Annotated in this window: 21 protein-coding genes; 16 read left to right on the top strand and 5 right to left on the bottom strand. The window is 65.9% G+C overall.

What is annotated here, in order from left to right; all coding sequences use genetic code 11:
* Positions 1 to 172: 172 nt before the first annotated feature.
* From ACQYVW_RS14475 to ACQYVW_RS14545, 15 genes are all read left to right on the top strand, one after another.
* Positions 173 to 1,429 carry a tyrosine-type recombinase/integrase gene (locus ACQYVW_RS14475; RefSeq protein WP_434947473.1) on the top strand — a complete coding sequence of 419 codons (1,257 nt, stop codon included), beginning with the start codon at positions 173 to 175 and terminating at the stop codon, positions 1,427 to 1,429.
* An 84-nt stretch (positions 1,430 to 1,513) separates the two neighbouring features.
* Positions 1,514 to 1,948 carry a hypothetical protein gene (locus ACQYVW_RS14480; protein ID WP_434947474.1) on the top strand — a complete coding sequence of 145 codons (435 nt, stop codon included), beginning with the start codon at positions 1,514 to 1,516 and terminating at the stop codon, positions 1,946 to 1,948.
* Positions 1,935 to 2,213, top strand: coding sequence for a hypothetical protein (locus ACQYVW_RS14485; protein WP_434947475.1), 279 nt, complete (start codon positions 1,935 to 1,937; stop codon positions 2,211 to 2,213). Before ACQYVW_RS14480 ends, ACQYVW_RS14485 begins: the two co-directional genes overlap by 14 nt.
* A complete protein-coding gene (locus tag ACQYVW_RS14490) occupies positions 2,210 to 2,452 on the top strand; it encodes a hypothetical protein (protein ID WP_434947476.1) in 243 nt (80 codons plus the stop codon). Before ACQYVW_RS14485 ends, ACQYVW_RS14490 begins: the two co-directional genes overlap by 4 nt.
* A gap of 104 nt (positions 2,453 to 2,556) precedes the next feature.
* Complete coding sequence (locus tag ACQYVW_RS14495) at positions 2,557 to 3,540, top strand: hypothetical protein (protein ID WP_434947477.1); 984 nt, start codon at positions 2,557 to 2,559, stop codon at positions 3,538 to 3,540.
* Between the two features lie 560 nt (positions 3,541 to 4,100).
* Positions 4,101 to 4,403: a CHC2 zinc finger domain-containing protein gene (locus ACQYVW_RS14500; protein WP_434947478.1), complete on the top strand. Its 303-nt coding sequence runs from the start codon at positions 4,101 to 4,103 to the stop codon at positions 4,401 to 4,403.
* The gene (locus ACQYVW_RS14505) at positions 4,400 to 6,175 is read left to right on the top strand and encodes an ATP-binding protein (RefSeq protein ID WP_434947479.1); all 1,776 of its coding nucleotides are present in this window, start codon (positions 4,400 to 4,402) and stop codon (positions 6,173 to 6,175) included. Before ACQYVW_RS14500 ends, ACQYVW_RS14505 begins: the two co-directional genes overlap by 4 nt.
* Before the next feature lie 239 nt (positions 6,176 to 6,414).
* The gene (locus tag ACQYVW_RS14510; protein WP_434947480.1) at positions 6,415 to 6,684 is read left to right on the top strand and encodes a hypothetical protein; all 270 of its coding nucleotides are present in this window, start codon (positions 6,415 to 6,417) and stop codon (positions 6,682 to 6,684) included.
* Between the two features lie 333 nt (positions 6,685 to 7,017).
* Positions 7,018 to 7,353, top strand: coding sequence for a single-stranded DNA-binding protein (locus tag ACQYVW_RS14515; protein ID WP_434947481.1), 336 nt, complete (start codon positions 7,018 to 7,020; stop codon positions 7,351 to 7,353).
* A gap of 423 nt (positions 7,354 to 7,776) precedes the next feature.
* The gene (locus ACQYVW_RS14520) at positions 7,777 to 8,013 is read left to right on the top strand and encodes a hypothetical protein (RefSeq protein WP_434947482.1); all 237 of its coding nucleotides are present in this window, start codon (positions 7,777 to 7,779) and stop codon (positions 8,011 to 8,013) included.
* An 89-nt stretch (positions 8,014 to 8,102) separates the two neighbouring features.
* Positions 8,103 to 8,594, top strand: coding sequence for a hypothetical protein (locus ACQYVW_RS14525; RefSeq protein ID WP_434947483.1), 492 nt, complete (start codon positions 8,103 to 8,105; stop codon positions 8,592 to 8,594).
* Between the two features lie 13 nt (positions 8,595 to 8,607).
* Positions 8,608 to 11,238, top strand: a complete 2,631-nt coding sequence (locus tag ACQYVW_RS14530) for a hypothetical protein (protein ID WP_434947484.1) — start codon at positions 8,608 to 8,610, stop codon at positions 11,236 to 11,238.
* Positions 11,239 to 11,287: 49 nt separating this feature from the next.
* The gene (locus tag ACQYVW_RS14535; RefSeq protein WP_434947485.1) at positions 11,288 to 11,608 is read left to right on the top strand and encodes a hypothetical protein; all 321 of its coding nucleotides are present in this window, start codon (positions 11,288 to 11,290) and stop codon (positions 11,606 to 11,608) included.
* Between the two features lie 143 nt (positions 11,609 to 11,751).
* Positions 11,752 to 12,495 (top strand): hypothetical protein, encoded by a 744-nt coding sequence (locus tag ACQYVW_RS14540; protein WP_434947486.1) that lies wholly within the window; start codon positions 11,752 to 11,754, stop codon positions 12,493 to 12,495.
* Positions 12,492 to 13,355: a hypothetical protein gene (locus ACQYVW_RS14545; protein WP_434947487.1), complete on the top strand. Its 864-nt coding sequence runs from the start codon at positions 12,492 to 12,494 to the stop codon at positions 13,353 to 13,355. Before ACQYVW_RS14540 ends, ACQYVW_RS14545 begins: the two co-directional genes overlap by 4 nt.
* A 26-nt stretch (positions 13,356 to 13,381) precedes the next feature.
* Here the strand turns inward: ACQYVW_RS14545 and ACQYVW_RS14550 are convergent, their stop codons facing one another.
* Together ACQYVW_RS14550 and ACQYVW_RS14555 are read right to left on the bottom strand one after the other, a co-directional pair.
* Positions 13,382 to 14,143: a hypothetical protein gene (locus tag ACQYVW_RS14550; RefSeq protein ID WP_434947488.1), complete on the bottom strand. Its 762-nt coding sequence runs from the start codon at positions 14,141 to 14,143 to the stop codon at positions 13,382 to 13,384.
* Between the two features lie 166 nt (positions 14,144 to 14,309).
* Entirely contained in the window at positions 14,310 to 14,864 is a 555-nt protein-coding gene (locus ACQYVW_RS14555; RefSeq protein WP_434947489.1) for a hypothetical protein, read from the bottom strand.
* Between the two features lie 262 nt (positions 14,865 to 15,126).
* Here ACQYVW_RS14555 and ACQYVW_RS14560 point away from each other — a divergent pair, with 262 nt between their 5' ends.
* Positions 15,127 to 15,795, top strand: coding sequence for a hypothetical protein (locus ACQYVW_RS14560; protein ID WP_434947490.1), 669 nt, complete (start codon positions 15,127 to 15,129; stop codon positions 15,793 to 15,795).
* Positions 15,796 to 16,249: 454 nt separating this feature from the next.
* Here ACQYVW_RS14560 and ACQYVW_RS14565 read toward each other — a convergent pair whose 3' ends face one another.
* The 3 genes from ACQYVW_RS14565 to ACQYVW_RS14575 form a co-directional block, all read right to left on the bottom strand.
* Complete coding sequence (locus ACQYVW_RS14565; protein WP_434947491.1) at positions 16,250 to 16,429, bottom strand: hypothetical protein; 180 nt, start codon at positions 16,427 to 16,429, stop codon at positions 16,250 to 16,252.
* Positions 16,430 to 17,042: 613 nt separating this feature from the next.
* Positions 17,043 to 18,857 (bottom strand): DNA helicase RecQ, encoded by a 1,815-nt coding sequence (recQ, locus tag ACQYVW_RS14570; protein WP_434947492.1) that lies wholly within the window; start codon positions 18,855 to 18,857, stop codon positions 17,043 to 17,045.
* 124 nt (positions 18,858 to 18,981) lie between these two features.
* A complete protein-coding gene (locus ACQYVW_RS14575; RefSeq protein ID WP_434933026.1) occupies positions 18,982 to 19,614 on the bottom strand; it encodes a Dps family protein in 633 nt (210 codons plus the stop codon).
* Between the last annotated feature and the right edge of the window lie 14 nt (positions 19,615 to 19,628).

Here is a 19,628-nt window from a genome sequence, read left to right on the forward strand (position 1 = left end):
CCAAGCATTTCCCCGGGAAAACAGCCTTCCGCTTGACCGTCGGCGTCCGTCGGCGTCCGCTTGCATCCGCCGCAGAGTGGGGGCATATTTGGGGCCACAGGCACGAATGCCCCGGGCTCAAGCGGCTAATGCCCCCGGATCTTGTGCCCCTGGTACGATCGATGGGGGTCATGTGCAGTCCAAGCTGACGGACATTGCAGCGCGCAGCGCGAAGCCGAAGGAGAAGCCGTACAAGCTTGCGGCGGGCGGCGGCCTGTACCTTGAGGTGATGCCGATGGGCTCCAAGTACTGGCGAATGAAGTACCGCTTCGCCGGCAAGGAGAAGCGCTTGGCGATCGGCGTATACCCCGAGGTCAGCCTCAAGCAAGCGTCAGTGGCACGCGACAACGCGCGCGCCCTGCTGCGCGATGGCAGGGACCCGAGCGGGGAGAAGCGGGCGGCGAAGGTGCGGGCTGCCCAAGCCGCGGAGAACAGCCTGGAAGCCGTGGCGCGCGAGTGGCTGGAGGTCCGCAGGCCCAACTGGACGGCCGGGCAGTTCCTCAAGGAGGTGGCGCGCCTCGAGAACCATGCCTTTCCCTGGATCGGTCGCACGCCCGTTGGTGAAGTCGCGGTGGCCGACGTCAAGCCGCTCCTGGCCCGTCTGGTGAAGGCGAGCAAGCTCGAGCAGGCGCACCGACTGCGCCAGCAACTCAGCCGGATATTCCGCTTCGCGATCGCCACGGATCGGGCGGAGCGTGACCCCGCTGGTGACCTGCGCGACACCTTGCCTGCGCACACGAAGAAGAACTTCGCGAGCGTGTTGGTTCCCGATCAGGTGGGCGAGCTGCTGCGGGCAATGGACGGCTACCAAGGCTCGTTCCCCGTGGCGTGCGCCCTCAAACTGGCCCCACTGGTCTTCGTGCGCCCAGGAGAGCTCAGGGCAGCCGAGTGGAGTGAGTTCGACCTCGATGCGAAGGAACCGCTCTGGTCGATCCCGGCGGCGCGGAGCAAGCTGCGGAAGGCCCTCAAGGAGAACCCGCGCACGCCGCCGCACCTGGTCCCGCTGTCCCGACAGGCGATCGAGATCCTGCGCGAGCTCCAGCCGCTCACGGGGCGGCGCAAGCATCTATTCCCCGGTCTGCGGGATCCGCAGAGGCCGATGTCGGAGAACACGATCAACGCGGCCCTGCGACGCTTGGGCTACGACAAAGACACCATGACCGGGCACGGGTTCCGGCACATGGCGTCGACCCTGCTCAACGAAATGGGATTTCATCGCGACGCCATCGAGCGCCAGCTGGCCCACAAAGAGCCAGGCGTGCGTGGCGTCTACAACAAGGCCGAGCACCTGCCCGAGCGACGCAACATGATGCAGGCGTGGGCAGATTACCTGGACCAGCTTCGAACGGGCGACAAGAAGGTCGTACCGCTCAAGGGGCGTGCGGCGTGAGATAGCCGCAGCCATCAAAGCGGCCGAACCGGGAGTTGCAGCTCCCGGCCGGCCTAACCACCACCGTCTACTGAGGAGACGATCATGGGTTCTGAAAGCGTATCGCAGCGGTCAATGTCGGGCACGCTTCCCGCCGCTGCCAACACCACTGAACGTGACGAGGGCGCTCGCGAGGACAACATGGCCCCGGCCGGCGCGCAGGGCGCGATCGCACTTCGCGATCAGTTCCCCCGCTTCCACAACTTCTGCGACAGCTGCGGCTGCGCTGTGACCTACGAGAGCGGCTACTCTCGCACCGCGCGAGAAACCCCTGCCGGTGGCTTCGCGCGCTGTGCTTGCGCGGATTGCGAGCGCAAGCTCGGCAAGATGAGCCGGCCTAGGAGGGAACGCGCGGAGCGTCGCGCGATGGTGAGGCATGCTGCTCGATACTCTCCAGACTTCGCACGTTTCGTGGCCGATTGGTACGGGATAGCGGCAACCGCCGAACTGGTCGGGGAGGCTCATGATGTCTACGAGTGACTCCCGCGAGATCCTGACGGCGGTGCTCGAGATGATGCACCTTCTCGACGATGGTGAGATCGGCGAAAGCGAGCTGAGGAAACGTCTGCAGGATACGCCCGGCGCCCAGGTGTGGGTCGACCTTGCCGTAGCGCTCCACGAGTGTCCGAAGGACGCGGCCCCGACGATGGAAATCGTGAAGAATCCCCGATTTCGAAAGGGCACTGGCCGCCAACCGATCAGTTGGTCGAACTGCCTTTGGCAGCCGCAAGGAGTGCGGTCATGAGCGCGCAGGTGGCAGGAGAAGCGATCTACGTTCTGCCAGACGGCGAACTCGTGTCCCCCGATGATGACAGGCACGAGTTCTTGAAAATCACAGGCGAACTCACTCCGGCAGAGAATCGCAAGATTCTGCACCTGCTAAGGATGGTCGTTGCGGGGGAGTTCGACATCCTGAGCACCGTAGGATGGACGGACGAAGAGCGACGAGCGTTCGTACGTTCGCTACCTGAGGCAGATGCCTGACGCTCAGTCCATGCTGTAACTAACTCGCACCTAGCCCAAGGGGCGAAAGGCCGGCTTCCCACCGGCTTGGTGCGATCTTTCGATGGGGGCGCGGTGGGGGCGAGATGAACAAAAAAATTGCAGAAGCCATTCGCATCCTAGAGGGTCTTCCCTCGCTCGGTGACGTTGATCAGAGGGAGAATTTCAAGCAAGGCGCCGATGATCTAGCCAAGCTCGCCGCTGAACTCGACACGCGAGGAACTGGAGAACTTCGTGCATTCCAAACTGCAGATTCTCCGTACTGGCATGGAGATGATGGCGGTTCCGATGTCGTACTGGTGCCAACCGTTGAGGGTGTTCCGAGGAGCCTCTCCAACTGCGTTGATCGCGCCTGGCGGCTGATTGGTGGATGCAAGTCACCGAGCCTGGCGTTCTCGATAATCGCCGCAGCGCGATGTGAGTTCACGCGCAGCTACTTTAATACGGTGACTGCGTGGCTATCGTTCGTGTCCGATCCGCAGTTTCGTCCGAGAGGTGATGCTGAGCGGGTGTCGGCAATCTTGCGAGAGACTGCTTGGGAGGACGCTGACAGCGTAGCCCGAGCCCCCGTACCACTTTGGGGTGACGATTGCTCGGCTCGAGATTTCAACGAGTGGCTTTGGAACGTCAATCCAGAGGACCATGAGCGACCTGCATACCTCACGCGCGCCCCATCATGCGAAGTCGGAAACGATGTTCAAGGGCACGAGATGCTGTACGCGATGGCGCTTACTTGGATGGATGCGGCGGCGCTGGGGCCGGAGAACTTGCTTACCCTGATGGCCGAAGCAGCCGACGCGATGGATCATGCTGGCTGCCGTATGGGGTGGGATATGCATGGCAAGTATGGCCAGGAGGAAGTGGCTGAGGGCGCCGGGCGAAGGACGGTTGAAGACTTGGCGCGGCATGCGGCGAACGTTCGTCATGCTCCGAACCGCGCCCGTGCCGAGCGGCTGCGCGCCGCGTACCTGAGCGGAGACTTCAAGAGCAAAGACGCTGCTGCCGAGAAACTGGCGCCCCTGTTTGGCATGACGTTCCGAACGGCTCGCGAGCATCTGAAAGGCTGTTGATCTGCGCTTTGCGTGCAGACCGTAGGGCGTGCAGGCAATCTGCTCGCCTTGCACGCACGCAGGCTTACAGGGTTGGAGTCCGCGTGACGCAATAGCTGCACCCGCCGCGTAGCGGTCACATGGTGCAGTCAATGGATACACACGGACACAGGGAATTCCGGCCCTTCATCCCGGAATGCGCAAGGGTCGGCATCGGCCGTTCCAAGGCATACGAGCTCGCCAACGCTGGCGTCCTGGAAACAGTTCACATCGGTAGCAGGCGGTTCGTCTACCTGGACAGCCTGTATTCGCTACCGCAGCGCCTGAACGCGACTGACGATGCGCAGCAGAAGCCGGCGCGAGGCTGAGCCGGTGAACGAGTACTGGTCCCGAATCTCAGAAGCGGTCGCGGTTGGGGCGCTGCCCGCACAGCCTGGTCACGTGACGAGCGTGGAGGTGGAGCACGGGTACGGATGCCCGCGATCGCCATGCGCCTGCCACCCGCGGATCTCGGCGGTCGTCGGCGACGAAGTCCTCGTGATCGGCACGGGCGGCGCGGTCCTCGAGCGGAGCCGACGCCAATGAGCGGGCAGCGCCGGGGGCGTCTCCCTGAGGACTGGCGCGATCGCCTCCCAGAGCCCGACGCCTATTACCGCAAGCACATCGACAAGCTCGGCAGGCCGAACAGCGACGGGTGGGCGAAGGGCAAGTGCCCGTTCCATGAGGACGGCAACGCCAGCCTGAGCGTCCACCTCACATCGCCACGAGGCGGCTGGAAGTGCTTCGCGGGCTGCGGTCAGGGCGACATCGTCGGCTTCCATATGCGCCGCAACGGGATCGATTTCCGTGAAGCGGCTTGGGTGCTGCTGGGGTGGCGCGGATGAGCACAGTGCAGCCGGTCGAGTCGCCAGCAGAAGCCGTCTCGCGGCTCGCGCGCGCCCACATTCGGGAAGGCTTCGAGCTGGAGGCGCTGCACGAATACACGGACGCGTCGGGCGCCCATGGCTTCTACCGGGCGCGTCTGCGGAATCCGGGGAGCGGCGAGAAGGTCATCCGACCGATCCGTCACGAAGGCGCCCGCTTCGTTCTGGGAGAGCCGAAGCCGCCGAAGGCGGGCAAGCTTCTTTACCGGCTGCGCGGCCTCGCCACGGCGGATCCCGAGACACTGGTCTGGGTGGTGGAAGGAGAGTCTTGTGCTGACGCTCTGGCCGCCATCGGCGCGGTTGCAACGACGAGCGGATCGGCGAGCAGCGGAAAAGCAGCCGACTGGTCGCCGATCACCGGCCGGCGGGTGCGCATTTGGCCGGATAACGACGAACCAGGCGCGCAATACGCCGACGAGGTCGCGGCGATCCTTCGCGACCTGGGCTGCCGGGTCGAGGTGGTGGACGTTTCGGTCTTCGGCCTGCCGCCCCACGGCGACATCGTCGACCTGTTCGAGACGATAGGGGAGAGCGCTCGCGATCTGGATTGGCTTGAATCGGACGACATACCGCTCCTTCCGGGGCCTCCTGAGCCGGAGCCCGATCCTTGGGCGGCAGGCGTCACTGACCGGTTCTCAATCGACGAACTGAGGACAGAACCGCCTGCGACGCGCTGGACTCTCAAGCCCCTGCTGCCGGCCGGCTTGGCCTGCGTGCTCACCGGCGCGGGCGGGGCTGGCAAGACGGGATTCCTGGCCAAGCTCTGCATCCACATCTGCGCCGGCCTGCGGTTTGGCAGTGAGTGGCCGGAGCAGGGCAGCGTGCTGTACGTGAGCGCTGAGGACCGGCGCGACGTAATCCGTAAGCATGTCTGGGCGAATGCCCAAGGACTGGGGCCGGATCAGCTCGAGCTCGTGGCGCGGCACTTCATCGTGAAGGACATGGTCGGCGTTGGCTTCATGCTCACGCGCCACGTCAACGGGCAGACGGAGGTCGCCCAGGACCTCGACCGTCTGGTCGAGTACGCGCGGGCGATTCCGGACCTCAGGCTGGTGGTGTTCGACACCCTGAGCCGCCTCAACGGCGGCGAGGAGAACAACGAAGACTTGGCGCGCATCGTTTCGGCCATGGAGCGGGTTAGCCGCCAGACCGATGCCACGACGCTTGTCGCGCATCACACCGGCAAGCAGCAGCACCGCGACAACGTCGTCGACCAGTACAGCGGCCGCGGCGGCAGCTCGCTATCAGACAACGGCCGATCGAACATGCACCTGGCGCTAGTCAAGCCAGGCGACGAAGGGTGCCCCAGTAATGCGGCGGACCTGGTCGCCGAGAAGCGACTGCTTCGGCTATCCCTGGTCAAGGTAAACGGGGTGCCGCCCGGACAGCCCGATTTCTACCTCGAACGCGTCATTACCCCGCACGCAGCACGCCTGCAGCTGTTCGAGCCGGAGTTCCCGAAGACGGACATGCAAAGCGCCTGGGATGCGCTGCGCGACTGGTTCGTTACCCAGAGCGAGGTGCAGTTCCCCACGAGCAGCACGGTCGACGATCTGCCAGAGAAGTTCGGCGCGAGGAACAGACGACGCTCAGCGCTCAGGTGGGCATTGGATCGCGGGCTGTTGCTCGAGCAGCCACATCCGCAACCCCGCGGCCGGAAGAAGACCTACCTCGCGCTCGCCAGTCCGCCCTCGAGCGCCGATCGATACAAGGAGGCCGCCAGTGGTCACTGATTGGATCCGGCGCGCACGCGTGCGGTTGGAAGGCGGGCTCCGTCGCGTCATGCGATGTCCGGCGTGCTTCACGGGCCGACACCGAGACCCGGCTGCAAGAGACGGTTGGCAGACCACCCATCGCAATGCTCTCGGGTGGCCTGACGAGCGCTACTGCCCAAGGAGCAGGCGCTGGGAGCATGTCGACTTCACCCGCGGCGGAGGGTGGCGGGCTGGGCGACTGGAGAAGGGAGGCGACCATGTCCGGGCACTCTGAGACGGGCTGGACCTACGCCGGCCGCCCCGACGGCGCGACCACCGGCCAGTTCGTGCTGTTCCTCGGTGGTGGCTGGACCGCCTTGGCGCGATGGAACGACCGCGACGCGCGCTGGTACGACGGCTATCGGCATATCGACCCATCGCTGGTCCACGGGTTCCTCGAACTGCCGGAATTCCGAGCCGACGAACCGGTCGAGGCGTGGCCCTGTGAGCAGGCCGAGGGTCAGGCTGCGGGAGGTGCCCATGGGTAGCGCGCTGGCCCTTGACGGAGCGCTCGACCGGCTAGCAGCAATGGGCTGTCCCTGGCCACGCGGAGACGGAGAGCGGCGGCGGAATAGACCCCTTCGGAGCGGGCGGTTTGGGCGGCTCTGGCCCCCGCAGACTCAGGCCACTTTCAATCCGCCGCCCTATAGGGAACGGCGGAATGGCGGAATAGAAGCCGCCCTTCCGCGTTCCAGTCCGCCGCGCCCCGCGGCGGAATGCGGCGGAATAGCGGCGGAATGGCGGAATAGCAGCCTCGCCCCACGGATCCCCCGACTGCTGCGCAGTGCCACGGAACGCCGCGATGTCACAAGGAGCTGGCGATGATCGACGCCCTGATTACCGGGCGCCTCGCGTCCGCCCCGAAGGCCGGCACCAGCCGCAACGGCAACGCCTATGCCACCTGCCGCGTATGGGTCAGCACCGGAGGCGACGACAGCCTCAGCGTCGGTGTCATCGCGTTCGACACCGCGGCCGTCAGCGCCCTGCTGGCCCTGACCGCCGGCGACAGCGTCGCCCTGGCCGGAGAGCTCACCCCGAAGGTCTGGGAGTCCAGCGACGGCCCGCGCCCGTCCGCCGACCTGAAAGCGCACGCCGTCCTGACCCCGTACCACGTCACCCGCCGTCGCAAGGCGATGCAGTCGGGGGACCCCGGATGACCCGGCCCAGCACCGACTTGCACCCTAGCGCGACGCGTGCGCCTGCGCGCGAGGTGGGGAGGGGCGGGAGGCGAGGGGAATCCGCCGCCATTGCGCAGGCGCGCGCGCGTGCGCGCGAGGCTGCTGGCCGGTGGCCGGCCGAGCCCGGGCCCTTCGATGTCCCGCAGCCTTCCTGCATCGCCCGGACACTCGTCTGGCTGCTTCGCGACCGCGGCATCAGGTCCCCCTTAGAGCTGCAGGGGGCGACCCGCCGGGAGCTGGAATCCCACTCGCGGGCCAGGGCCAACCGGGCGCGCTCGCGATTCGAGAGCTTCGACGACGCACTAGAGGCAGCAATCGAATCCGGTTGGATCATCACTTACGAGTCCACGTCGGGCCGGCGGTACGTGCCGAACTACGCGTGTGATGCGCTCGAGACAGCCGATGGCTGAGTTCGCGATCGAAGCCGAGATGGAACGCGAGGAGTGGCGCATCCGCCAAGCGGTTGGCGTGGCTGCAATCGACGAGCTCCTGACCGGGTACTGGATCACTCACCTGGACAAGTGCGCGCTCATCGCCGGGGCCGACTGCGACTGCGGGCTCATCGCGTGGTTCGCCGGGCTGACCAAGCTCGTGGCGATCGACTCCGAGCTTCGATACCAGATCTTCCGCAAAAACTGACCGACCGCCGTGGGGGCGAATTGGATCCGAGCGAGCTCAATCGATGGGCGAGCCGGCACTTGCCGGCCGCGGCTGCGACCCTGGCCTTCATGCGCGACGGTCCGGGCGACATCCGACCAAGCCTGCTCTTGCTCTTCCATGCGCAGGACGGGCGCCAGTTCGAAATCATCCATCGCTATGGCGTCGGCTTCCTCTCGACAGTCTGCCGGCGCAGGGGTATTCGCACGCGGCGCGAGGTGCTGGAACTTGCCGCCGGCGACGCGCTCGCCGTGATGTGGTGCCGGCGAGCGCCAGAGTCGGTAGCGACACGGGCGCGGCGGCTGGGAGTCCGCAATAGCCAGTACCACGCGCTGCGCGCGGCAGCGATCGCGATGTTCTCCCGCCAACTGCAGGAAGCCCGAGACCGGTTCTCATCGGGAACGAAACACCCCCAGCGATCGCCACAATTGGTTGCAGGACTCTCGCCCCCACGAGCGCCTCCCGTGCCGCGCCGGGCAAAGCGCGGCGTCACTTCGAACACGCCGCGAAGATCTCGCAACCCGATCACCGACAACTCACTTGTCCCAGAGCTCCGCAACTGAGGATCAGCCGATCATGCTCACCTACAACACCGCGCCGATTCGCGTGCAAGGGCCGGACGGCCAGCTGTACGAGTTCGCAGGCGACACCGACAGCGAAACGATGCGCGCGGCGATGGCGAAGCGGTACGGCGGGCCGACGCACGGGCAAGTAATGCGGCCGTCTGGCCCTTGGGAGAAGTACCAGGCACGGGCGAACCCATTGCCACCGCTCCCGCCAGGGTTCGTGCTTGAGGAGGACACGCCTCCGCTTCCACCAGGCTTTGTGCTGGAGGATGAGCCAAGCGGTCCCGCGGGCCCGCAGCGCATGATCGAAGTCGACCTTCCCGACGGCAGCATTGCCGAGTTCCCAGCCGGTATGTCGGACGCTGACATCGAGCGAGTGCTGCAGGAGCAGTACACGGCGCAGGGAGGCCCATGGGAGAAGTATCAACAGGCCGCCGTCGGTGCGGCGACGAAGGGCCAGCCCGGCGGACCGTGGCAGCGCTACGCGGGCACGACCCTCGACTCAACCGGCTACCCCTGGGACCAAGACGAGATCGTCGCGCCTGCGCCCACCGCAGGCATGGGCAACCCTTGGGATGCTGACCCGATCGTCGCCCGCAGCGCCCCCGATTTCTCCAACGTCAAGAGCGGCGCCACGACCATCCCAGGCCAGGAGGCCCCATCGTGGCTCGACCGTCAGGCCCAAGGTGCTGGCATGGGCGTGCGCTCGATGATCCAGGGCGCCGGCAGCCTCGTCGGCATGCTGGGGGGCGATGCAGTCAACTACCTGGTCGCCGACCCGATCGAGCGCGCGGTGACCGGGCGAGACGTACAGAGCGTGCCGATGCGCGAGCGCGCCGCGGCCCTAGCCGATCGGATGGGCCTGCCTGAGCCGCAAACCCGAGGCCAGCGCGTGCTGTCGGACGTGGGCGAGGCGCTGACCGGGACCGCGGCCACGCTGGGGGCTGGTGCCGCGCTCAATGCCGCCCGGCCACTGGTGCCCACGGTCGCCAATCGCGTCGGGCAACTGCTGGGGGCCCAGCCCGGTCTGCAGGCGGCCAGCGCGGCCACCGGTGCCAGCGCCGCCTCGATGTCGCGGGAAGGCGGGGGCAACCGCTGGCAGCAGCTGGCGGCCGGGCTGATCGGGGGTATGGCGCCGGGTGCGGCTGGCCTCGTCACGCCGTTCGTACGGTCCCAAGGAACGGTCCCCGCGGCCGCACAGGCGTTGACCCGGGTGGCGGTGCGCGGCCGTGATGCGGGGCACGTGCGCGACGCAATCGGCGACTTCGCCGCGTCCGGCGCGACGCCATCGGTCGGCCAGGCGACCGGAAGTCGGCCCGCCCAAGCCCTGGAGACGTTGGTCGGCAATGTGCCGGGTGGAGCGGGCCGGATGGAGCGGTTTGGGCGACAGCAGACCCAAGCAGTCGCACAGCGCATGGACGACATCGCCGCTGGCCTGTCGCCACGCGGTGGAAGCGCTACACCTCAACAGACGGGACGCACGATCGTGCAGGGCATCGAAGGTCCGGGCGGCTACATGGCGCGATTCCGGACGCTGTCGAACCGCCTGTATGGCGAACTGGATCAGCAGATCCCGCAGGGTACAAAGGTGCCCGCATCGAACGCGGCGGCCTATCTTTCCAGGCAGGCATCGCCAATCGCCGGAGCCAATGCGACTTCAGCGATGTTGGCGAATCCGAAGCTTGCTTCCATCCGCCAGGCGCTTGAGGCTGACATCAACGCGGGCAATGGCCAGCTTCCGTACCAGGCGCTCGCGAGCGTCAGGAGCCGGGTGGGCGAGATGATCTCCGAGGCTGGTCTGCTGCCCGATATCCCGACGCGCCAGCTCAGGGGGCTCTACGGGGCGCTCTCCCAGGACATGCGCGCCGCCGCCCAAGCTGCAGGGCCCGCAGCCGAGAAGGCGTTCACCCGCGCGAACAACCACTTCAAGTACGGCACGGCCAGGCTCGAACGAATCGAGCACGTCATCGACAAGAGCGGCGGTCCGGAGAAGGTGTACGCCGCGGCCTTCGGCGGCATCAACCAGGGCGCCACAACTCTTCGTTCAGTGATGCAATCGCTGGACAAGGCGGCGCAGCGTGAGCTGACGGCCTCATTCATCCGCCGGATGGGCCGAGCGAGCAGTAGTCAGCAGAATGCGGCCGGCGACGCGTTCAGCATGGAGACTTTCCTCACCAATTGGGACAAGGTGAGCCCGGAGGCCCGCCGCGCCCTGTTCGACCGGCACGGTGCGACGTTCAGTCACAATATGGATCGGATCGCCCGAATGGCGGAGCGCGTCCGCGAGGGGAGCCGGGTGTTTCGCAACACCTCAGGGACGACCCGCCAGGCCGCGCTCATGCAGACAGGCGGCACCGGCCTCCTGTCGGCTCAGCAGGCCATCATGGGCAACGTCGGCGCCGCCGTGCTGACAATCGCGGCGTCCGCCGGCTCGGCCATCGCAGCCAACCGGATGGCCCGCCTACTCACGAACCCCAAGGCGGTCGCCTGGCTCGCCTCGAACACGACGAAGCCGGTGGGTGAGCTCTTGGGCCAATTGCAGATGCTCCGGCAGGTCGCCGAGCGCGATGGTGACCAGGAACTGGCTGAATTGGCGTCGCAACTGGGGGAAGTCGCTTCCCAAGCGCCCGCCGCCCGCTAGGCGCAAGGGCTGCGGTAAAGTAGGCCTTGCGCCAACGGGGAGAATGGCAATGTCTGCAGCCGAAAGGACCGTGTTTGAAGACCTGCCCCCGCTTTTGGTCGCAGAGTTCGAGCGGATGGCGCCTGGCGAAGAACGGTCCCTGCTCCTGCTCGAGTATTTCGAAGCCGGCGGCTCAGCGACTTTCCCCGTCCGCTATGTCCACCGTGAGCTCGCGTTCCGCACCCCCGGGCAGAAGGATGCCGTGGCCTTCGGGACGGCCATGCTCGAAGGGGACGATCAGCCGCGGGAGGCGCGCATCCTCTTCTCGCAGTACTACCAGACTGCGACGATTCGTGGGCTGGGGCTCGAGGGTCCCGTGAAGGCGGTATAGGCGGCGACGACCAGGTAAAGCCATCCAGTCGCAGCATTTGCGAGCCATGGTGGCCAGGATTCGCTTCCGGTTGCACGGGCTGGCCCGGCACCCCATGATTCAGTCCCGATGCCTGTCGGAGACGGCATAGCCTTGGGGGCGGGATGGCGGTGCAATGGGCGACTGTAGTTGCTGGGACTGAAACCCCGGCAGGAGATGGCAGCACCGGCGCAATGCGCTGCATCTTGAAGTTGCCGGATCACTCATTGGTTGCAGGGTTCCTCAAGAAGGATCCGGTGGAGATGGTGTTCGCAGAGGTTCTCGCCGCTATCCTCCTGAAGGATTGGGGGCTGCCCGTGCCTTCACCCTACCTCGTGCGCGATGGCTCCGACGTGTGGTTTGCCAGCGCAGACGTTGGCTACCCGAATCTCAAGAAGCGGATGGCAATTGATTCACTCCCCCCTGGCAATCCGGCATACCCTGCTGCGATCGCTTGTGCTGTGCAAATGGCACTTACGCTTCCTAGCGCACCCCTTGCTGCTGTAATTGACGAGGCGATAGACAACCGAGATCGGAACCTCGGCAATATTCTCTGGGACGGCTCCGAGGAAGTGTGGATTGACCATGCACATGCATTCGGCTTAGGAGCTTCCGCAGGGTTCGTTGATGTGAACAAGTTGTGCGCCATGGCAGTGAATAGTGGAGATCACGCGAAGTTCATGGAGGCAGTGATTCAGCAGTGGCCAGACATTGGTGTCGCCGCTGTCCAAGCCGGCCAGGAGCATGTGGCGGAGCTGCATGACGTTGAAGCTTGGTGCGATCTAGTCTCGACTAGGCTCGCTACGATAGGAATGCGGCTCGTCAACCGATTTCCACCGCCGGATGACCTTCTAGCAGGAATCCAATGAGCGCTGTATCGGATGGAAATTTCGCTCGGTTCGAGGATGCGCGGCATCCTTGGCGCCCGATCTTCTGGGAGCCCGTGTCGGGTACGGGCGAACGACTGCTTGCGGGTGTCCTGTACGATTACCAAGGTGCCGTCGCGGCCGTGCGATTCCTGCGCGACGATACGCTAGATGCGTTGTTCGGAAAGCAGTCCCGAGCAGCAAGCAGGCTGATCGATCAGGCTCTGAATCTTTACCAAGAGGCAGCAAGGGGGGCGGGTGGCGTCCGAGGCCTGCCTGAAAGTCTGCTTGGCATGCATGCAGGCACACCTAGGTTGACCGCAGCAAGGTCGCTGTCCGAGCTACTTCGGACTGCGGCACTAATGCACTCCAGCCTTACCAATCTAGACAAGCTCGATGAGTTGGAAGAAGGTGATGCTCCTCTCCCGGAGGAAGTCAATCGCCGATTCGGCACGGAGGTCCGTGAGCAAGTTCTTTCTCACGAGCCAGGTCTGATCAATTATTTTGGACGTACTGCGACTCTGGTCGATGGCGGACAGCCGGTGAGGTTCGGGTTCTGTTCTCCCCGGTTGGTCGCCCACTTCAACGTGTTTCATGCGGCCCGTCCAAGTGCAAGCCTCAGGGATTCACGGGCTAGATTGTTCGAACTGCAAAGCGCAAGACGCGTGGCCTGGTTTCCTTACGCGGTTCTGATCAGCGCAGTCAATCGAGATGACGATGCAACGCTTGGCGAGAGGCAGCGGACGCAACTGGCAGAAACTCGCGCTGAGATTCGAGAAGAGGCCGAGTCCGCTGGTGTGATGTATCGACCAGTCCATACGTCCGCTGCTGGCGCGTCTGTGTTGTTGGAAATGGCCGCCTAATCCCCCTCCCGCCTGTTCCCGAATAACTAGCCAATCCTATTCGCGACGCGCCAGCCGTCCCAAAGATTGCGGATCAGCTTCTTCTCCATGTATCTGCTCGCGCGGTTGTGGGCGTGTGCAGCTGACGCGACCCGGGGTCGCTCGTAAGTCTTGCGTGCGTCGTATCCCAGCCGGTACGAACCCGCCTCACGTATCACCGCGCCGGTGTGCTGATCCCGCCGCTCCGACTGCGCACGAAAGAGTGAGCTGCCAACCTGCCAAACGATTGCCCGGCGAGACGGGCTGTAGCCGTGTGCGATCGCTGCGGCACCTTGCACGCGACGTTGGCGCTCTCCGCCTATCACTGCCAAGCCAAGCCGCTTCCAGAGCTTGCTGTGCGAGCTGTAGTTGCTGAGGTCGCCTGCCTCTCCGACGATGGATGCCAAGCCCAGAGCGCCGAGTCCCCTGGTAGCTGCGACTCTTGGCCATATCGGAAGCATGCGAACGTCCCGTTCCATCTCGCGCTCAAGGTGTTTCCTTGCGGTGGAAAGAGCTTGGCGGGCGGCGAGAAGCGGCGCGGCGGACACTTGGAAAGCCCGGGACAGCCGGTGAGCGCCATCGCCATCGGTCGAGGCGTATAGCGCAAGCGCTTCGTCCTTGTCGCCGTTTGTGAACCTGCGACAGATCGCCTTGAGTTGCAGGGTCAGGCGGACCTCGGCGCATTGGAGGTCTTGACGTTGCCGATGGCGCTCTTGAATGCGCATGCATATGGCGCGCCGCCGGCCTGCCAGGGTTTCATCAATCAGCACGGAGTGTGGTGGTGAGGTTGGCACGAGGCTGGTGGCCCTTGTGGGCAGGGGACGATTGGCCAACCTCACCATAGGAAGGGAGCGAGGCCGGCAGGGGGTAGATGGCCAAGTGGCACACGGGCGCTGGCCGGCCCCGCGGAACGAATCTAGCAGAGGACCAGGACCACTAGTCGGGCGTGGCGCTATTCAAGAGGTGCTGCAACTGGTGTCCGTCCAGGACGTGGCCTACCACCTTCGCACGCGGCACCAGGGGTGCGATCGCCGCGAGCCACTTTCCCTTCCTCTGCAGTGAGCGTGCCCGGCCGAGATACCACTGCGCTGCCTGCTCGACGTCGTGGCGGAAGGCGTCCCTGAGCAAGGTCCCGCTCGGCAGTCGGAAGTCCAACAGTGAGTCCGCCAAGGCGTGCAAGCGCTCGGAAGTGTCGGGGCAGCTCGGCGCGGTCTCCGATGCGGTCCCTGGCTTTCGTACCGCCTCCAGGCGCCGCTGGACAGCTTTCCAGCAGGCGTCGGCCAAGTACGGCTGGACGAGTTCGGCCAGCATGGCCGCGTGATCTCCGATGCGATCTTCCAGCAGCAGAGCAGCCGCCACAGGATCGCCGCTCGCGTCTCGGAGGCAGGAGGCGACAAGCCCTTCCAAGGTAAGGCTGGGTCTGAGTGTCCGGTCGGCTATGTATTCCGGCCCGTCGGGCGGAAACTGCGGCGTTGCCAGGATCGCGCGCATGATCAGCCCCGTGCTGAAGGAGCTTCAATCTACCCCGATCTAGGCCCCACGAGGAAAGGAGACGCGCTATCGAGGACAGTGCACCCCCGGTGAAGCTAGGAATTACGCGGCTTCCAGCAGGTCGGTTGACCAATTCCTGACCGTTCAGTCACGAACCAACCGCGCTGCGCGCGCCTGTAGGCGCATCGTTCGGCTCTCTGTCTTGCGGCCGTCGGGGAGGGCGCGCACCATCGGCGCCGAGAACAGGATGGGACGCTCACGCATGGGATTCCTCCAAGGCATAAGCCAGTGTTGGTGGCCGGGGCCAACTTGTCAGGTCAACTGGGATGCATGGGTCGCAATTTCCACTGTAATCCTGGGCTTGCTTGCTTGGTGTACGGCTGTCGCAGCGAAGAACATTGCCCAGCGGCAAGAGGAGAACGCGGCCCGCGATCGCGATGCAGTCGGGCAAATACGCGGGCGGCTTCTGTTCCACGAGGTGGTCAATCTGGCCGCGCATGTTGCGTACACGCAGAACTATCTGCACGTGAGTGGGATACAACCGAACGGCAAGGTCAAAGACGTTGAAGCGATGGACACGGCGTTGAGAATGGCTGCTTCGAACCCACTGCAGCTTGCAAGCGATCAGATTGATCATTTGCACTACTTTCCCGACAAAATTGGCCACGACTTGGCGACACTGATAGGCGCGGTTCGGACGATGAACGCAGGGGCTCAGGCCGTCCTCGAAAGCGACTTTCAGCGCTACCTCGGCGGGATGAACTACGAAGGTGATACAGAGGTTGACTTCGCCAAGCTGAGCAAACACTTGGACAATCTATTCCATCTCGCGCAGCAGTTCGCCGAGGACTTCGCCACTTACCTCGGTCTGCCCCCTCGGCTGTTCAACAAGGAGGACTATCTCGGTCCTCTGAAATTGCGGGACGACTAGTCTGCTGGGCCGCGCAGCGCCCCGCTGGAAGGCCTCGGCGTTGCCTGCTGGCGAGCGCAGACCGAGGAGGCGTTGGGCGGAGCGCAGTCCGGCGTGCGAGCGCTCGGCTTGCTTGAACAGCAGAGTCAGCAGCCCCCGCATCCCTGCAGAGGCCCGCATGGCTGGATGGCGGGGTGGCCGGAGAGGTGGACGGTCCTAGGCGGTCCTGGTCCGGGCAGCGCGCACCATGCGTTGCTGGTGAAGCGAGCTTGCCGACGGTGGCTTAGAGCGGCTAGTCGGGGTTCTCCGCGGCTGGCTATAGGGGAGGTCTGACCCCAAGGTCATGGCGGGCGCGATAACCTGCCGGTCCAGATGGAGGCGATGTATGTGCTACTTCGCCCAGATCAGCCGCGAGTTCAAGAAGTTCGTCCGGCCAGGGTGGGCAAGGCCTTGACGCTCCCTCTAACGGGGGGAGCTACGGGTTCTCAAGGGCATCGATGATCCGACGCAGGTCGGCCGCACTGAAGTTGCCCTCGAGGCTGACCACAGGCACCCCTGGCTCCCGGCTGTAGAGGCGGGGGTCGAAGCTGACCGTTTGGTATCCCTCGGTCGCCTCGCTCTCCTGCTCCAGCCTTTCCTGCTTGGCGCTGGCCATGACGGCGCTCCTTCCGCATCAGGGTTGTGCCAGCCGTGCCCCTCCGGGGCGCACGCATGGCTGGGGAGGATCTGCGCTGGTGTGGTCGCGTCGCGTCCGTGCACTGCTGGCCGATCGAATGTGCCGGCAGGGGGTAGTTGCCCACTGTGACCGAGCGCAAGAATCGAGACATCGACTGCGAGGGGTCCAATCAGCCTGTTGTCTAGGAACGGCCCACGAGCTGCACCCGGCAAACGCCTGCCAGCCGCGGCGGTTTGGGGGCATAAGTGGGGGCAGAAAAGAGTGGTTCTGGCCGATATGTCCTTTCAGAACATTGGGTTGAGGAAGTCATGCGGCCCCATCACGGCCACCAGCCTTTCGGGCGGTTCCGCCCACGTGTGGCGCTCCGTATCGTCCAGCCGAAGACCCGTCGAGCGGGTCGGCATGGCGGGCATCGTCTGCCGCCGACGTAACCTCGCGTCAACGCCACCCATGCTTGCCCGCATCTGGCCTGTGGCTGGCCGGTGGTGGGCGTCCTGCGGGGCGCGGCGCTTGCGCTCCAGCGGGCTGGTGCTCGCTCCAGTGACCACGCGCCGGCATGCGGGCCGCGCCCATGCCTTTCTCGCCGGCGCCGCTACGCCGCCTCGTTTTCCGCCACCACGTCCAGCACCTCGTCGCCGTAGCGTTCGATCTTGCCGGCGCCGATGCCGCCGATCAGGGCGAGGTCGCCGGGGGTCTGCGGGCGCTGGCGGGCGATCTCGCGCAGGGTGGCGTCGTGGAAGATGACGTAGGGCGGGACGCCCTGGTCGCGCGCCAGCCGTGTGCGCAGGCCACGCAGGGCTTCGAACAGCGGCCGGTCGGCCGCCGCGACCTCGATGACGGGCCTTGCCGCGCGCGTGTCGCCGCGTGCGCGCTCGCGTCTGTTCAGCGCCTCCTTGCGCAGCCGCACGCCCTGTTCGCCGCGCAGCACCGGGCGGGCGGCCTCGGCCAGGCGCAGGCCGCCGTGGCCTTCGGCATCGACCTCCAGCAGGCCCAGCGCGACCAGCTGGCGGAACACGCCGCGCCAGCTGCGCGCGTCGAGATCGCTGCCGACGCCGTAGACGCCGAGCTGGTGGTGCCCGAACTGGTGGATGCGCTCGGTGTCGCCGCCGCGCAGCACGTCGATCAGATGGGCGGCGCCGAAGCGCTGCCCGGTGCGGTAGACGCAGCTGAGCGCCTTGCGCGCGGCCTCGGTGCCGTCCCAAGACTCGGGCGGCGCGATGCAGTTGTCGCAGTTGCCGCAGGCGCGGGGCAGGGCTTCACCGAAGTTGTCCAGCAGTACCTGGCGGCGGCAGCGCATGGTCTCGCAATAGCCCACCAGCGCGTCGAGCTTGCGGTGTTCGAGCCGCTTGCGTTCGGGCCCGGACTCGGACTGCTCGATCATCTGCCGCAGCAGCACCAGGTCGCCCAGGCCGTAGCACATCCAGGCCTCGGCCGGCTCGCCGTCGCGGCCCGCGCGTCCGGTTTCCTGGTAATACCCCTCGATCGACCTGGGCAGGTCGGTGTGGGCCACGAACCGTACGTCGGGCTTGTCGATGCCCATGCCGAAGGCGATGGTCGCGACCACCACCACGCCCTCGCCGCGCAGGAAGCGGTGCTGGTTGGCGGTGCGCAGGGCCGCATCCATGCCGGCGTGATACGGCACCGCATCGATGCCGTGGCCGGCCAGGAACTCCGCGGTTTCCTCGACCTTGCGCCGCGACAGGCAGTAGACGATGCCCGCCGCGCCGCGGTGGGGCTCCAGGAAGTCCAGCAGCTGGCGCTTCGCGTTCTCCTTCTGCACCACGGTGTAGCGGATGTTGGGGCGGTCGAAGGAACTGACGAAGCGGCGCGCGTCCTCCAGCTGCAGGCGCTCGGCGATCTCGCGCTGGGTGGGCGGATCGGCGGTCGCGGTCAGGGCGATGCGCGGCACCTGCGGCCAGCGCTCGTGCAGGATGGTCAGCTCGCGGTATTCGGGACGGAAGTCGTGGCCCCACTGCGAGACGCAGTGCGCCTCGTCGATGGCGAACAGGGCGATCCGGGCGCGTTCGAGCAGGGACAGGAAACGCGGCGTGAGCAGGCGCTCCGGCGCGACGTAAAGCAGGTCGAGCCCGCCTTCCAGCAGTTGCCGCTCCACCGCCTGCGCCGCCGCGGCGTCGAGGCTGGAGTTGAGGCAGGACGCGCGCACGCCCAGCTGGCGCAGCGCATCCACCTGGTCCTGCATCAGCGCGATCAGCGGCGAGACCACGATCGCGACCCCGTCGCGCAGCAGCGCCGGCAGCTGGTAGCACAGCGACTTGCCGCCGCCGGTGGGCATCAGCACCAGGGCGTCGTTGCCTTCGGCGACGTGGCGGACGATCTCGCCCTGCTCGCCGCGGAACTCGCGGTGGCCGAAAATCGTCTCGAGCAGGTGGTGGGCGTTGGAACTCATGCGTACAGGATAGCCAGCCGCGCCCGGCGCGGCCTGTAGGAAAACTTCCCGGTCCCGGATACGACGACGGCGCGTCGCCGCGCCGTCGTCGGGGCCGGGGCCGCCCGCCAGCGCGGGCGCCGCGTCACTGCAGCAGCGAGCGCAGCATCCAGGCGTACTTCTCGTGGGTCTGCAGGCGCTGGATCAGCAGGTCCTCGGTGGGTTCGTCGTCGGCGTCGTCGCAGACGTCGATGGCCTTGCGCGCGCTGCGGCACACCGCCTCGTTGCCGATCACCAGCTGGCGCACCATCTCGCGCCAGTCCGGCGCCTCGGTGGCGCCCGGCTCCTCCTTGATCGAGGTCAGCTTCATGAACTCGGCATAGGAGCCGGGAGCGTTGTAGCCCAGCGCGCGGATGCGCTCGGCCACGTCGTCCAGCGCGTTCCACTGCTCGGTGTACTGTTCCTCGAACATGTTGTGCAGGGCATTGAACATCGGCCCGGTCACGTTCCAGTGGAAGTTGTGGGTCTTCAGGTACAGGGTGTAGGCGTCGGCGAGGAAGCGCGACAGTTCGGTGGCGATCTGCTGCCGGTCCTCGGCGGAAATGCCGATGTCGATGCCGGGGCCGCTGGCGCCGCTGGCCGGCGAGGCGGCGGGCACCACGGTCCGGGCGGCATTGGCGGTGTCGCCATTGCCGGCATTCTTGACCTTTTCGGCCTTGGCCGGCTTGGCCTGGCCCGACCCGGCGGACTGCTTCTTCTTCGAACTCGTCTTCGACATGATGACCTCGACTC

Origin of the sequence: Luteimonas campi (assembly GCF_051162505.1) — a bacterium.
Taxonomy (GTDB): domain Bacteria; phylum Pseudomonadota; class Gammaproteobacteria; order Xanthomonadales; family Xanthomonadaceae; genus Luteimonas.